The sequence below is a fragment of the Coprococcus intestinalis genome (assembly GCF_023656595.1).
In the GTDB taxonomy this organism is placed as follows: domain Bacteria; phylum Bacillota; class Clostridia; order Lachnospirales; family Lachnospiraceae; genus Coprococcus_A; species Coprococcus_A intestinihominis.
Genome location: NZ_JAMOKJ010000005.1, coordinates 58,520 through 72,716, shown reverse-complemented (window position 1 = coordinate 72,716; position 14,197 = coordinate 58,520). Strand labels below are relative to the sequence as shown.

12 protein-coding genes are annotated in these 14,197 nt (G+C 45.5%); 10 read left to right on the top strand and 2 right to left on the bottom strand.

The genetic code is table 11. The features are described 5' to 3' along the window. Positions 1-12: 12 nt before the first annotated feature. Positions 13-1,071: an LCP family protein gene (locus tag NBH03_RS05665; protein ID WP_250798022.1), complete on the bottom strand. Its 1,059-nt coding sequence runs from the start codon at positions 1,069-1,071 to the stop codon at positions 13-15. 265 nt (positions 1,072-1,336) lie between these two features. On the opposite strand from NBH03_RS05665, the gene NBH03_RS05660 reads away from it, so the two are divergent. The 5 genes from NBH03_RS05660 to NBH03_RS05640 all read left to right on the top strand — a co-directional run bounded on the left by NBH03_RS05660 (position 1,337) and on the right by NBH03_RS05640 (position 8,035). Beyond that, positions 1,337-2,983: a S1C family serine protease gene (locus NBH03_RS05660; protein ID WP_250798017.1), complete on the top strand. Its 1,647-nt coding sequence runs from the start codon at positions 1,337-1,339 to the stop codon at positions 2,981-2,983. A 153-nt stretch (positions 2,984-3,136) separates the two neighbouring features. Further along, positions 3,137-4,564 (top strand): ATP-dependent Clp protease ATP-binding subunit ClpX, encoded by a 1,428-nt coding sequence (gene clpX, locus NBH03_RS05655; protein WP_117538647.1) that lies wholly within the window; start codon positions 3,137-3,139, stop codon positions 4,562-4,564. A 103-nt stretch (positions 4,565-4,667) separates the two neighbouring features. Then, positions 4,668-6,389 (top strand): S8 family peptidase, encoded by a 1,722-nt coding sequence (locus tag NBH03_RS05650; protein ID WP_250798011.1) that lies wholly within the window; start codon positions 4,668-4,670, stop codon positions 6,387-6,389. A 93-nt stretch (positions 6,390-6,482) separates the two neighbouring features. Continuing rightward, a complete protein-coding gene (locus NBH03_RS05645; RefSeq protein ID WP_250798010.1) occupies positions 6,483-7,073 on the top strand; it encodes a zinc ribbon domain-containing protein in 591 nt (196 codons plus the stop codon). A 59-nt stretch (positions 7,074-7,132) separates the two neighbouring features. Then, positions 7,133-8,035 carry a polysaccharide deacetylase family protein gene (locus tag NBH03_RS05640; RefSeq protein ID WP_250798009.1) on the top strand — a complete coding sequence of 301 codons (903 nt, stop codon included), beginning with the start codon at positions 7,133-7,135 and terminating at the stop codon, positions 8,033-8,035. Between the two features lie 124 nt (positions 8,036-8,159). Here NBH03_RS05640 and NBH03_RS05635 read toward each other — a convergent pair whose 3' ends face one another. Further along, positions 8,160-9,752 (bottom strand): peptide chain release factor 3, encoded by a 1,593-nt coding sequence (locus NBH03_RS05635; RefSeq protein ID WP_015515319.1) that lies wholly within the window; start codon positions 9,750-9,752, stop codon positions 8,160-8,162. A gap of 144 nt (positions 9,753-9,896) precedes the next feature. Here NBH03_RS05635 and NBH03_RS05630 point away from each other — a divergent pair, with 144 nt between their 5' ends. The 5 genes from NBH03_RS05630 to NBH03_RS05610 all read left to right on the top strand — a co-directional run bounded on the left by NBH03_RS05630 (position 9,897) and on the right by NBH03_RS05610 (position 14,180). After that, a complete protein-coding gene (locus NBH03_RS05630; protein ID WP_227081721.1) occupies positions 9,897-10,769 on the top strand; it encodes a DegV family protein in 873 nt (290 codons plus the stop codon). 2 nt (positions 10,770-10,771) lie between these two features. Continuing rightward, positions 10,772-11,266, top strand: a complete 495-nt coding sequence (locus NBH03_RS05625) for a DNA-deoxyinosine glycosylase (protein ID WP_215689221.1) — start codon at positions 10,772-10,774, stop codon at positions 11,264-11,266. A 113-nt stretch (positions 11,267-11,379) separates the two neighbouring features. Then, positions 11,380-12,252, top strand: coding sequence for a DUF6612 family protein (locus NBH03_RS05620; RefSeq protein ID WP_215689222.1), 873 nt, complete (start codon positions 11,380-11,382; stop codon positions 12,250-12,252). A gap of 271 nt (positions 12,253-12,523) precedes the next feature. After that, positions 12,524-13,072 carry a stage V sporulation protein T gene (spoVT, locus tag NBH03_RS05615; protein ID WP_227081723.1) on the top strand — a complete coding sequence of 183 codons (549 nt, stop codon included), beginning with the start codon at positions 12,524-12,526 and terminating at the stop codon, positions 13,070-13,072. A gap of 118 nt (positions 13,073-13,190) precedes the next feature. Next, positions 13,191-14,180, top strand: a complete 990-nt coding sequence (locus tag NBH03_RS05610; protein ID WP_250798004.1) for a tRNA dihydrouridine synthase — start codon at positions 13,191-13,193, stop codon at positions 14,178-14,180. Positions 14,181-14,197: the final 17 nt, after the last annotated feature.

Here is a 14,197-nt window from a genome sequence, read left to right as displayed (position 1 = left end):
GCCTTTTGAGTATTAATAACCGGTTTCGTTATAAAGTTCATAGCTGATATCAGAAACAGTAGAAGAAGGGTTATAATCCTCATTGTCAAAGAGGTATTCGTGTAGCTCTTTGACGTTCTGTTCAAGACTGTCTGCAAAGACATAACTCAATCCGTCTGAAGGGAGAGAGCCTGTTTCTTTCTCAAATGGCCAACCGGTCTGATCGGCAATGTTGTAGTTGAAGATATCCTTGGCGAGGGAAATCAGGTCGGTGCTCGTCATGTTGGTATATACTTCAGGGAGAATCGTATCGATAATATTCAGCAATGTTCCGATATTCGCTGATTTGGCTTCTTCAAAAACCTTGGATAAAACGATTCGCTGGCGTTCAGCACGCTTGAAGTCGCTGTCAATCTTTCGGATTCGGGCATAGGCGGTGGCCTGTGTACCGTTGACGTGCTGGTAGCCCGGACCGGATATGTATTCGGAATCAGAACCGGTGACGCTGTTCTGTTCATCAATCAGAGGATTGATCAGACTGTATTCGGCATCTGAGATATCCAGATCGATACCGCCCACAGCATCGATGATCTTGGCCAGGACACCGAAATCAACAGTTGCAAATTCTGTGATATCCAGGTCAAGGTTGGTATTCAGCATACTCATGGACAGCTCAGCACCGCCGTAGGCATAGGCATGAGTGGCTTTTGAAAAACCATATCCGGGTACTTTCAGACATGTATCACGATAAATGCTGGTAATCTTGACATCCTTCGTCTCCTGGTTGATGCTGATAACCATAATACTGTCAGAACGTGCGCCTGTCTGAAGAGAGCCGTCACGGGAGTCGACACCGAAAAGTGCAATATTGCGGTAGCCCTTCAATGCTTTTTGTGTTGTGGCATCCACATCATTGTTGATAACGATGTTCGCTTTGTCTACATCACTTGCAGAGGCTGTCTGGATAAGAGAAAGCTTGGCATAGACAAATACAACAGGGATCAGGATAAGAATAAGAACCAATTCAATGCAGAAGATAATTCCCCAGCGCTTTGTCTTGGATGATCTCTTCTTCTTTCTTCTTTTACTCATTGTAGAAATCCTCACTTTGTAGTACGAGATGCCTGCGTGGACAGAAATCTCTATTGGTTATATGAAAATGAAATGCATATTAAAAAGCATAAACAACTTTTATAATACCTTAAAAACGTTGAGATGACAAGCTTTTTCTCAAATATCGGCAAATGTTGTCATTGATCGGATAACATAAAGTTTTCATTTTTGGTTCACAATCTTAACACAATTAGGTGGTAGTATAATGGCATAAAAGAAATAAAGACGAAAGGGGTTGTCTATTATGGCATTTGATGAACAAGATAGATTCGATCATACAGAAACTGATAATCATGTTAATGAGCAGAACCAGACCGCAGGCACCGCTCAGAACGAAGGAACGGAAGGATCCGGATTGTACAGAATGACAAGAGAGGATTTGAAGAATTCTACATTATATACAGATACAGACAGAAGAAGTGAATATACATCCGGTACTGCATATGAGAACAGAACGAATACAGCGCACACAGGCAGTTCTTATGCGGCCGGCAATGATTACAGCTATTATCATCCGACACAGAATAGCGGCGGCAATGGCGGAAACGGCGGCAATGGCGGAAACGGCGGCAGCGACAATTTCCATTCAGGTCCTGAGAAACATCATTCCCGGAAGAAGGGCGGTTTTGGCAAGACGGTGGTTAAGGCAGCATGTCTCGGCGTTGTCTTCGGACTGGCAGCTTCAGCTGTGATGTTTGGTGTGAATAAAGCAACAGGTGTATCTGCATCAGCCAGCGGCAGCGGTTCACCTTCTTACAATGTTCAGATTGTGAAGACATCGGCAGAAGGTGTGACAACAACGGATTCCAATGATGTGTCTGATATTGTAGCTAATGTTATGCCGGGAATAGTAGCTGTGAATACAACCGTTGAATCAACTTCCACCGACTGGTTTGGCAGACAGTACACACAGGAATCCAAAGGCGCCGGTTCAGGTATGATCATCAGCGAAGAGAACAATACATTATATGTTATGACCAATTACCACGTTGTTGAAGGTGCCAAAGAGGTATCCGTTCAGTTTTCAGATGAAACCACAGCTACAGCAACGGTTAAGGGATACGATGAGGATAAGGATGTGGCAGTCCTGACGATTGATATGTCCCAGTTATCCGACGATACAAAGAAGGCTATCGCAGTTATGGTTATGGGCGATTCAGATCAGTTGAAAGCCGGTGAAAGTGCGATTGCCATTGGTAATGCTTTAGGTTACGGCCAGTCAGTGACAACAGGCGTTATCAGTGCTGTCAACAGAGAAGTGGCATTGACAGATAAGACAATGACATTGCTCCAGACAAGTGCAGCCATCAATCCCGGCAACAGCGGCGGCGCTTTGCTGAATGGTAAGGGCGAAGTGATCGGTATGAATACCGTGAAGTATTCAGATACATCTGTAGAAGGTATGGGATATGCAATTCCTATTAATACAGCACTGGAAACAGCCAAAGGCATCATCGATGGTACAATTGTTGCAAAGACAGATGAGACAACGGCATTCCTTGGTATTACAGGCGGTACACTTGATGAAGATACGGCATCTGCCTATAATGCACCAGCCGGTATCTATGTCAGCAACGTGGCATCCGGTTCCGCTGCACAGCGTGCAGGTCTGCAGGCAGGATGCATTATTACCGGATTCAATGGTGAAGATGTTTCCACAATGGAAGACCTTCAGAAACTGATCCAGAATTGTGCACCGGGCGACAGTGTCACCATTACAGCACAGTTCCCGGACAGCAACGGCAATTATACAGAACAGACATTGACAACCATCATGGGATCAAAGGCTGATGCCGGAGACAGCAGCCAGAGTACACAGCAGAATGGTCAGAATAACGGTCAGGGCAGCCGAAACAGTCAGGGCGGTCTGGGCCAGTCAAATGGTCAGTAAGATTGGCTGAATTGCATAACCAAAGGGCGTATGGAAATTGTTAATTCATTTTTCATGCGTCCTTTTTTAAATCAAAATTAAGAAAATTGTAAATTGAATACAGACAGGGATTGGTCTATAATAGAGAGTAATACAGGAGGATGAGCAGAGTTAATGAGCGATTATAATAACGATGATATAAAGGACACTGAAGATGAACAGAAATACGAAGATGTCTGCTATATGTGCAGACGACCGGAGAGTAAGACAGGACGTATGCTTCATATTCCGGGTATGAACAATATGTGTATTTGCATTGACTGTATGGAGCGCAGCTTCAGAGTCATGGATGGCAGCAACTATGCAGATCTGATGCAGGGTATGAATATTCAGGATATTTTTCCGGGAGGTCTGAATATGGATGATATGATGAATATACAGAATCAGATCCCGAAGAAGCAGAAGCTGAAGAAGAAGGCGAAGGATGGTGAAGAAGCCCATCCGGAATTTGATATAAAGAATATTCCTGCACCGCACATTCTGAAGGCAAAGCTGGATGAATTTGTTATCGGACAGGATCAGGCGAAGAAAGCGATCGCAGTTGCCGTTTATAATCACTACAAACGTGTGGCAACAAATACAATGGATGATATTGAGATTGAGAAGTCCAATATTCTGATGATCGGTCCGACAGGATGCGGCAAGACCTATCTGGTCAAGACGCTGGCGAGACTTCTGGATGTGCCTCTGGCAATCACAGACGCCACATCCCTGACAGAGGCCGGCTATATCGGTGATGATATAGAAAGTGTCGTATCGAAGCTTCTGGCGGCTGCTGACAATGATACAGAACGTGCAGAGCGAGGCATTATATTTATTGATGAGATTGACAAGATCGCCAAGAAGAAGAATACAACAGCCCGGGATGTCAGCGGTGAGTCTGTACAGCAGGGCCTTTTGAAACTTCTGGAAGGCAGTGAAGTAGAAGTACCGGTTGGGGCCACCAGCAAGAATGCCATGGTACCACTGGTAACAATTGATACAAGAAATATTTTATTTATTTGCGGCGGTGCATTCCCGGATCTTGAGAATATTGTTAAAGAACGTCTGACCAGACACAGTTCGATCGGTTTCAGTGCTGAACTGAAGGATAAGTATGATCAGGATAAGAATATTGTCAGCAAGGTGACCATCGATGATCTGCGGGCATTTGGCATGATTCCGGAGTTTATCGGGCGACTGCCGATTACGGTGACACTGGAAGGCCTGAACCGTGATATGATGATCCGTATTTTGAAGGAACCAAAGAATGCTATTCTCAGACAGTACCAGAAACTGCTGGCGCTGGATGAGGTGGATCTTCGATTTGATGATGAAGCCCTGGGTGTTATTGCGGATAAAGCAATTGCCAGAAAGACAGGTGCCAGAGCACTCCGCTCCATCATTGAGGAATTTATGCTGGATATTATGTATGAGATTCCGAAGGATGACAATATCGGCAGTGTGACGATTACCAAAGCCTATATTGAAGGCAAAGGCAGTCCGATGATCGCTATGCGCGGAACACCTGCATTGCCGGAGAGTCCGTCAGCGAACAATTAACAGTTTCTATCACCGTCGATACATTTCCAAAGTGCAGAAGCTGGTTATAATTTCCGGGTAAGCGTCATATAGTCTGTTGAATCTGCTGACAGGCGGGAATGAAATGGCAGAGAATTATGACGACATATCCTGTGAAGATGTGATTTACAGTGAGGATTACCGGGATTATATCAAAGAGTATTTTCAGGACTTTTCAAGTATTGCGGGCACGTATCATCCGGTCTGCATTGAGGCTATCGGCAGCCGGTATGCGGTGATGCATCTGGCAGGTGATACATCTATGCAGAACATACTTTCTGACTACAATATCAGCATGCTGCCGGCTTTATATGGTCTTCTGGGGACAGCCGGACTGGAAGAGAGCGGTATTTCATATTTTCACAGATCACCTTATCTGAATCTGAGAGGTTCAGGTGTGATGATCGGTGTCATTGATACCGGAATCGACTACAGGCATCAGGCATTTACCTATGAGGACCGTACAACGAAGATTTATTCCATATGGGATCAGACTATTCGTGACGGGGAGAGCCCCGAAGGCTTTATATATGGCACTGAATATACTTCAGAGCAGATCAACCGGGCATTGGCTGCAGAGAATAGTCTGGCTGTTGTGCCATCTCAAGATGAAAACGGGCATGGGACATTTATAGCCGGTGTTGCAGCAGGAAGAGTGATAGAATCAGAAGATTTTTCGGGGGCAGCACCGGATTCATCTTTGTGTATTGTCAAGCTGAAGCCATGCAAGCAGTATTTGAGGCAGTTTTATGGAACGGCGGCAGATGTCCCTGCATATCAGGAGAATGATATTATGGCAGGCATCAGCTACTGCATTCAAAAGGCACAGGAAGCCAGGATGCCTGTGATCATTTTGCTGGGAGTCGGGACGAACAGCGGCGGACATACGGGCCAGTCGTATCTGAGTCAGCTGATTGATGATATTTCCGGTTTCAGCGGTGTTTGTGTTGTAACAGCAGTGGGCGGAGAGGCAGATAAGAGACATCATTTTCTGGGCGTCCTGCCTGAGGATTCGGCTTATACAGAGGCTGAGATCAGAGTGGGGGCCGGGGAGAGGGCTTTTTCGCTGGAGCTGTGGTCGATACACCCGGATCTCTATACTATTGGGATTCAGTCACCCGCCGGTGAGAGAATTGAGAAGATCACACCAATTGCAGGAAGAAGCCAGACTATTCGTTTTATTCTGGATCAGACGGAAATTTTTGTTTATTATCAGATGGTTGAATCTCTTTCCGGACAGCAGGTGGTTTTTCTGCGATTTGATGAACCGACACAGGGAATCTGGTCACTGCGCATATATGGCAATCTGGCAGTGAACAGACGATTTCACATCTGGCTGCCTATGACACCATTTATTTCAGATCAGACATATTTTCTGAGACCAGATCCGGATGTGACACTTTCTGATGCAGCCTGTGCATCGGAGGGCATATCCGTGGCGGCTTATAATGATACGAATAACAGTTTGTACGCCGCATCGGGAAGAGGGTTTACAGCAGATTACGAAATAAAGCCGGATCTGGCAGCACCGGGAGTGCAGATATACGGACCGGTTCCGGGAAACAGATTCGGGACCAGGACAGGAACAAGCATGGCTGCGGCACAAACGGCCGGTGCGGCAGCTTTGCTGATGGAATGGGGACTTTTAAAGGGCAATGATCTTCAGCTGAACAGTCATAAGATCATTAAATATCTGACATTGGGTGCTGTCCGCAGAGAAGGTGTTGTCTATCCTGATCGGGCATGGGGCTATGGAAGATTGAATCTTCTGAAAACTTTCAATGAACTGGTGACAGGACGTACATAAAGGTATATAATAGTAATCGAGACAAAGAGATTTTTGACTATACACGACAATAGCCGGAAATAGTACATACAATTCATACAGGAGGGTAATATTATGGCATTTTTTGATGAGCTTAAGAAAAATTTATCAGGCGTAACAGACACAGTTGCAAAAACTTCTGAAAACGTGATGAAGAAATCCAGTACAGCGATTGAGATTCAGAAGGCAAAGCTGAAAAGAGTATCGTTGGAAGGCGATATGAAAGAATTATATGCATCTCTTGGCAAGTTGTATTTTGAGGAATACGCTGATGGCGATATGCCAAAGGAAATGGCAGAGTTATGCGAGAAGATTACATCTTGTCAGCATGCGATCAATGAAGCTGAGCAGAGAGCCGCTTTATTGAAAGGAGTTGTCATCTGTTCAAATTGTCAGGCAGAGGTGGATAAGGATGCGTCCTATTGTCCGAAATGCGGTGCAGAGATCATCCATGTTGTAGAAGAAGATGAGAATGTGGATGCAGCATCTTCTGAGGAAGTGGATGATGAAGTGCCAGATGGTGCAGATACAGAGGATTCAGAAGGCGGGGCTGAAGAAGCAGACGCTGAACCGGAAGAAAGTGCAGAGGCAAACGAGCAGGAAGATGAAGCTGCTAAAGAAACGGAAGAGGGAGAAGCTTCAGACGAATGCACAGACAACGAATAAACGAGATGAGAAACAGAAAAAGCTGCTGTCGAGCAGGCAGCAGCAAGAGGGAGAATAAAATGAAAAGCCTGAAGAAACTGGCGGGCATGATTGGGCTTGTTATTTTGTTGTGTGGCATTATGACCGGATGTTCCGGAAAGAGACTGTATTCAGAAGAGGAATTAACACAGATCCATGATGTAGTTGGTGCTGTAGAACAGATAACAAAGGAATTCCAGTATGTGATCGGCGGCAGCATGCAGTCGCTTTTGGAGGATTCTTCAAGCAGGGCAGATTTGATGGATTATGTGTCCACAAGGAAATATGACCCGGACAAGAAGATCATTGCATTGACCTTTGATGATGGGCCGAGCACAGCGGATACGAATGGCACCAGTGATCTTCTGGATGTACTGGAACAGTATGACAGCCGTGCAACATTTTTTTGTGTCGGCAACAATATTAATGACAAATCAGGTCCGTTGCTGAAACGTATGGTGGAACTGGGATGTGAAGTAGGCAACCACAGCTATGACCATGCACAGCTGACGAAACTGGATGCCAAAGGTGTCCATGATGAGATTGATACGACCAACGAATTGATTAAGAAATATTCAGGCAGAGACTGCCGTATCATCCGACCGCCATATGGCGCGGCTGATAATGACATTGTACCGGCGAATGTATCACAGCCTTTTATTATGTGGGATGTAGATACGGAGGACTGGAAAAGTCTGAATGCGTCTAAGGTTATTGCCAGTGTCGAAAGGTACAGAAACCAGGATTGGGATGGTGCTGTTATACTGATGCATGATATCCATCCGACAACGGTTGAGGCCTGCAAGACACTGATCCCTGAACTGGTCAATGCAGGATACCAGTTAGTCACGGTATCGGAGTTGGCTTATCTCAAAGGTGTTAAACTGGAACCGGGCAAGAGTTATTGGGGCATTGGTGAGAAATCAACTGAAACAGACTATTAGCATGGTTGTTTGCGTTCGGCCGCTCAGAAAGCCATGTGATAAAAAAGAGAAATCCCCCATTGAAAACGTTTCGTGCGGGTGCGCGTTGTTTTCAATGGGGGATTTCTCTTTTTTATGATATAACCTACCAGCGGCCGAACTCGGACAACTCAAGGCCTTTATTCTTATCCAAAACGGACTGAACAGCCCATTCATGAACAAAGAGCAGCAGCGGGTTGCCTTTGAGGTCTTTGATACGCTTCATATCGGATGTGCCGATAATCTTGTTTGTCTCAATTTCATCCTTATTGGCAATCCAGCGGATGTATTCGTGAGGCATTGGTTCAAGACGGATCTCAACGCCGTATTCATTGAGCAGACGGTGCTTCAGAACGTCGAACTGAAGGACACCGACAACGCCGACGATGATCTCTTCCATACCGGTGTTGTATTCCTGGAAGATCTGGATGGCACCTTCCTGGGCAATCTGGGAGATACCTTTGATGAACTGCTTACGCTTCATGGTATCTACCTGACGGACTTTGGCAAAATGCTCAGGTGCGAAAGTCGGAATACCTTCAAAGGCGAATTTCTTGCCGGGTGCGCAGACGGTATCTCCGATGGAGAAAATACCCGGGTCAAAGACACCGATGATATCTCCGGCATAGGCTTCGCTGATAACCTTACGTTCCTGAGCCATCAGCTGCTGCGGCTGGGAAAGACGGAGCTTCTTCTTACCCTGTACGTGATAAACTTCTTTGTCAGCATCAAATTTGCCGGAACAGATACGCATGAAAGCGATTCGGTCGCGGTGTGCCTTGTTCATATTGGCCTGGATCTTGAATACAAAAGCTGAAAAGTCCGGGCTGAAGGTATCGATGAGACCGGAGTCAGACATCCTCGGCAACGGAGAGCTTGTCATTTCCAGGAAGTAATTCAGGAAAAGCTCAATACCGAAGTTATTCAGAGCAGAACCAAAGAAAACAGGTGAGAGCTGACCTTTGGAGACAAGATCCATATCCAGTTCATCGCTGGCACCATCTAAAAGTTCAATATCATCTACAAGTCTTTCATAAAGTTCGGATCCAAGTTCCTGCTCAAGTTCAGGAGAGTCCATGGTCAGATCCTTGTCAGATGCGGCCTTCATACCGTTATTATTCTCTGTGAAGGCGTGGATATGGCGTGTCTGACGGTCATAGACACCCTTAAACTCCTTACCGCTGCCGATAGGCCAGTTGATCGGGCATGTATGGATGCCGAGGACGGATTCGATATCTTCCATTAGGTCAAATGGGTCCTGGGCTTCACGGTCCAGCTTGTTGATAAATGTAAAAATCGGAATATGGCGCAGCACACAAACCTTGAAAAGCTTGATAGTCTGAGCCTCAACACCCTTGGATGCGTCGATAACCATGACTGCAGAATCTGCCGCCATCAGTGTACGGTAGGTATCTTCAGAGAAATCCTGATGTCCCGGTGTATCCAGAATATTGATACAATAATCTTTATAGTTAAACTGCATAACGGAAGAAGTAACCGAAATACCTCTTTCCTTCTCAATTTCCATCCAGTCGGAGACAGCATGCTTTGCTGTTTTCTTTCCCTTTACGGAGCCGGCCAGATTGATGGCACCGCCATAGAGCAAAAACTTCTCTGTCAATGTCGTCTTACCGGCATCGGGATGGGAAATAATTGCAAATGTACGGCGTCGTTCTATTTCCTTTTTAAAATCAGCCATTTTAAATCCTCCATTCAATCTCTGATATTTTAGCGTGAACAGGGCCTCCTTGTCAAGAAAAAGGCGGATATCCTTGCAAAATAGCGATTTTTACGGTATATTAGACAGGTATAGAATTTTTTTGAATATAAGGAGGATTGGCCGATGGCAAGAATCGCTATTGTGACAGACAGTAACAGCGGCATCACCCAGGCAGAAGGAAAGAAGCTTGGCGTTTATGTATTACCGATGCCTTTTGATATAGATGGACAGCCGTATTTTGAGGATATTAACCTGACGCAGGAACAATTTTATGAGAAGCTGACGGGAGATGCAGATGTATCCACATCACAGCCTTCACCGGATGCAGTCATGTCTCTGTGGGATGACCTTTTGAAGAATAAAGGATATGATGAGATCGTCCACATTCCGATGTCAAGCGGGCTCAGCAGTTCCTGTGCTACAGCCATGATGCTGGCACAGGATTATGACGGCAAGGTTCAGGTTGTGGATAACCAGAGAATTTCCGTGACTATGAAGCTTTCTGTACTGGATGCCATGAAGATGACAGAAGACGGTTTTTCAGCAGCAGAGATCAAGCGGATACTGGAGGAGCAGAAGTTTAATTCCAGCATTTATATTATGGTAGATACATTGAAGTATCTGAAGAAAGGCGGACGTATCACACCGGCAGCAGCAGCCCTTGGTACATTGCTCAGACTGAAGCCGGTTCTGCAGATCCAGGGCGAGAAGCTGGATGCTTTTGCAAAGGCCAGAACCGTGAAGCAGGCAAAGAGAATTATGCTTGATGCGATTCATAAGGATATCGAAACCCGTATGGGCGGCGAGGTGAATATGGATAATCTCCACATTGCAGCTGCTTATACACCGGGGGAAGGTGTTGAACAGTGGCTTGAAGAAATCCGCAGGGAATTCCCGGACAAGGAGATTATAGTAGATCCGCTTTCATTAAGTATATCTTGTCATATCGGACCGGGCGCGCTGGCTGTAACAGTGACAAAGAAGACGGAATATTAGAAATGCGTACATATACTCATGTGGTACATGATCTGACACCCGTTTATGATGAGCATTCGCGGATATTGATACTTGGATCGCTGCCTTCGGTGAAATCCCGGGGGCAGTTTTTTTATAATCATCCGCAGAATCGTTTCTGGAAGGTGCTGGCAGCGGTGACAGACCATGCACCTTTAGAAAATGTGGAAGAAAAGAAACAATTTCTGCTGGAGCATCAGATTGCCCTGTGGGATGTGATCGCCAGCTGTGATATTATCGGCTCCAGCGACAGCAGTATTAAGAATGTTGTGGCGAATGATATCGGCAGGGTTCTCTCGGAAGCATCTATCCGGCAGATATTTGTCAATGGTCAGACAGCGTTTAAACTCTATAAGAAATATGTTCTTCCGGAAACCGGAGTGATGCCGGTGTGTCTGCCTTCCACCAGTCCGGCCAATGCGGCCTGGAATATGGAGAGACTGACAGAGGCATGGCAGGTGATTGTCAGAGAATCGTAAGGCTTCTTTCATTGTTTTCATGCAGCAGGTATGTTATAATCTGAATATAAGATGCATGAAAATGGGGACAAGGACTGGGCTTTGAGGCACAGGGAGAAAGGAAAAGGGAAAGTATGAAGAAGCGATTTTTGGGCATGGTGACGGCAGGGATTTTGGCAACAGTTATGCTGGCGGGCTGCGGAGCATCCGCATCAAAGGTAACCGCAGAATCTTTATTGCAGGAAGTCCAGAGTAAATGTGATGCAATGAAGTCTTTGGAGACACACACAACAGCGGAGATCACACTTGAGTCAGATGCTCTTGGCGGAACCATGGATATGACTATGGATATGACCATGCAGACAACCATAGAACCGGTTGCTAACTACCTGAAGGGCAATATCAGTATTCCGGGGCTGGGTACAGCAATGGATATGGAGAATTACACAGTGGTCCAGGATGACCAGATTCTTTCTTATACCGGTATAGCGGGCCAATGGATGGTGTCTAAGATGGCCTATGACAAGGATTCTGTAGAGAGAATCAATGCTGCAGCAGAAGATCTGCTTAAGAGCAAGGATTCTCTGAAGTTAGCAGACGAGACACAGGATGTGGATGGCACGGAAGCCTATATGATTTCCGGCAGTATTTCCGGTGCAGATGTGAAGAATCTGCTGAGTTCCATGGAGAGTACACTTGGCGGTCTGACTGGTGATACAGAGATGAATCTGGATGATATCACCGTGGACTTTACCTATGCTGTCAGCAAGGCGGATAAGATGCCATTATATATGGATATGGTATTTAGTGGTCTGGGTGCCGGTGAGGGTGATGAACAGGTGACATTCAGCAAGTTCAACATGAAGATGGAATATACGAATTATGATACTGTAGAAGCCATCACGGTTCCTCAGGATGTCGTTGATTCTGCAATCGATGTGACAGATTATCTGAATGATCTTCAGAATGAGACATCTTCAGATACAGAATCTGAAACAGCAGCATAATAGAAATAAAAGAAAGACAGCGCATACGAAGTGTGTCGGAAACAGCAATAACCGGACAGGGTGGATCATCAATCTGTCCGGTTATTTTTGTGTTCGCGTTTCAGATCCCCTGTCTTATGAATAAATTTATTGACACTGCCACATACTACCTGTATAAGATGTGTGGGAATTCAGATGAAAATTGATGTCTGTGCAGCAGACCGGAATTCCGTATCGGGACCCATGGGCGGGTCGCGGATGAAAATAGACAGTAAACAGGAGGAATGGCATTATGAAGGCGACAGGAATTGTAAGACGTATCGATGATCTGGGGCGGGTGGTTGTGCCGAAAGAAATCAGAAGAACGCTGAGAATCCGGGAGGGTGATCCGTTGGAAATATATACAGACAGAGAAGGCGGTATTATTCTTAGAAAATATTCACCGATTGGTGAATTAAGCCAGTTTTCAAAACAATATGCGGAGGCCCTGGCACAGAATACCGGCTATATTGTCAGTATTACAGACCGAGACCGGCATATTGCTACGGCCGGTTCGGGGAAAAAAGAGTTGATGCAGAAAGAGATCAGCCGTCAGCTGGACAATCTGATGAACCAAAGAGAGAATCTTCTGGCTGTGAAAGGGGAACGAAAATTTATTTCGATTACGGAGGATGGCGGAGAAAATTATACAGCACAGGTCATCTATCCGATTATCGCAGAGGGAGATGCCATCGGCACCGTTATTCTGACGACAAAGGATGAAAAAGTACGGATGGGTGAGATGGAAATGAAACTGGCTGCTTCAGCTGCCAGTTTTCTCGGGCGACAGTTGGAACAATAAGACGGGCGTCGGGGGACAAGCGGCACAGGCAAAGTTGCAGAGAACATAATTTCCTTGATTTTAGCCTGTGCCATTGCTATAATCAGAAAAGAAATTTCTTGAACAGAGGAAAAAGGCAATGAGTGAGAACCAATTATATTTTGCACCCATGGAGGGAATTACAGGCAGCATTTACCGAAGAGCCCATCATCGGATATTCGGCGGTGTGGACAGATATTATGCACCGTTTATATTTACCAATCCAAAAGGAAAAATCAGCAAAAAGGATTTATTGGAAATCGCGCCGGAGTACAATGAGGGATGTTGGGTTGTCCCACAGCTTTTGTCAAATTGTGCAGAGGATTTTATAGCCACAGCCCATACATTAAAAGGGATGGGGTATGATGAGGTGAACCTGAATCTGGGGTGTCCATCGAGTACAGTGGCATCAAAGGGACGTGGATCTGGATTCCTTGGAGAAAAGGAGGCGCTGAAAGCTTTCCTGGCAGATATTTTTGAAAAAACAGATATGAAGATTTCTTTGAAGACAAGGATCGGGCTGAACCGTGCGGATGAGTTCGATGACATCCTTGACATTTATCAAGCCTTTCCGGTGGAAATGCTGATCGTGCATCCGAGAATCAGAATGGACTATTACAGCGGTAAGCCGGATATGGAAGCCTTTGAGAAAGCGAGTGCCAGAATGCCTTTTCCTGTTTGCTATAATGGGGATATATTTACAGCAGCAGCTTATGGACGTGTCAGTGAAAAATATTCAGATATCCGTCATTGGATGATAGGCCGGGGGCTTTTGTCTAATCCGGCATTGTGTCGTGAAATTCGAGGCGGGGATTGTGCGTCCCGGGAAGAACTGGCGGATTATTATCATACAATGCGGGATGAATATGAAGTACGCCTGCAGGGAAATAAGAAAGTTGTTTTTTTGATGAAGGAATTCTGGCATTATATCAGCTGGATCCTTTCAGAGGAGGACCGACAGGAAATCGATGTACTGATGCATCTGAGAGATGGAGCGGAATTCTTCCGGAAAGCGGAAGAAATTGCGGCAAACTGTACAGTAGTGAAAGGACAGGGGTTTCATTCTGAGATGGAAGTACATAAGTTTTAGGGTAAATGACGGTGTAA

Bases quoted from the DNA above. Each gene is read 5' to 3' on its own strand.
- NBH03_RS05610 (WP_250798004.1), top strand. From the start codon at position 13,191: ATGAGTGAGAACCAATTATATTTTGCACCCATGGAGGGAATTACAGGC.
- clpX (WP_117538647.1), top strand. From the start codon at position 3,137: ATGAGCGATTATAATAACGATGATATAAAGGACACTGAAGATGAACAG.
- NBH03_RS05665 (WP_250798022.1), bottom strand. From the start codon at position 1,071: ATGAGTAAAAGAAGAAAGAAGAAGAGATCATCCAAGACAAAGCGCTGG.
- NBH03_RS05625 (WP_215689221.1), top strand. From the start codon at position 10,772: ATGCGTACATATACTCATGTGGTACATGATCTGACACCCGTTTATGAT.
- NBH03_RS05640 (WP_250798009.1), top strand. From the start codon at position 7,133: ATGAAAAGCCTGAAGAAACTGGCGGGCATGATTGGGCTTGTTATTTTG.
- NBH03_RS05650 (WP_250798011.1), top strand. From the start codon at position 4,668: ATGGCAGAGAATTATGACGACATATCCTGTGAAGATGTGATTTACAGT.
- NBH03_RS05660 (WP_250798017.1), top strand. From the start codon at position 1,337: ATGGCATTTGATGAACAAGATAGATTCGATCATACAGAAACTGATAAT.
- NBH03_RS05620 (WP_215689222.1), top strand. From the start codon at position 11,380: ATGAAGAAGCGATTTTTGGGCATGGTGACGGCAGGGATTTTGGCAACA.
- NBH03_RS05635 (WP_015515319.1), bottom strand. From the start codon at position 9,752: ATGGCTGATTTTAAAAAGGAAATAGAACGACGCCGTACATTTGCAATT.
- spoVT (WP_227081723.1), top strand. From the start codon at position 12,524: ATGAAGGCGACAGGAATTGTAAGACGTATCGATGATCTGGGGCGGGTG.
- NBH03_RS05645 (WP_250798010.1), top strand. From the start codon at position 6,483: ATGGCATTTTTTGATGAGCTTAAGAAAAATTTATCAGGCGTAACAGAC.
- NBH03_RS05630 (WP_227081721.1), top strand. From the start codon at position 9,897: ATGGCAAGAATCGCTATTGTGACAGACAGTAACAGCGGCATCACCCAG.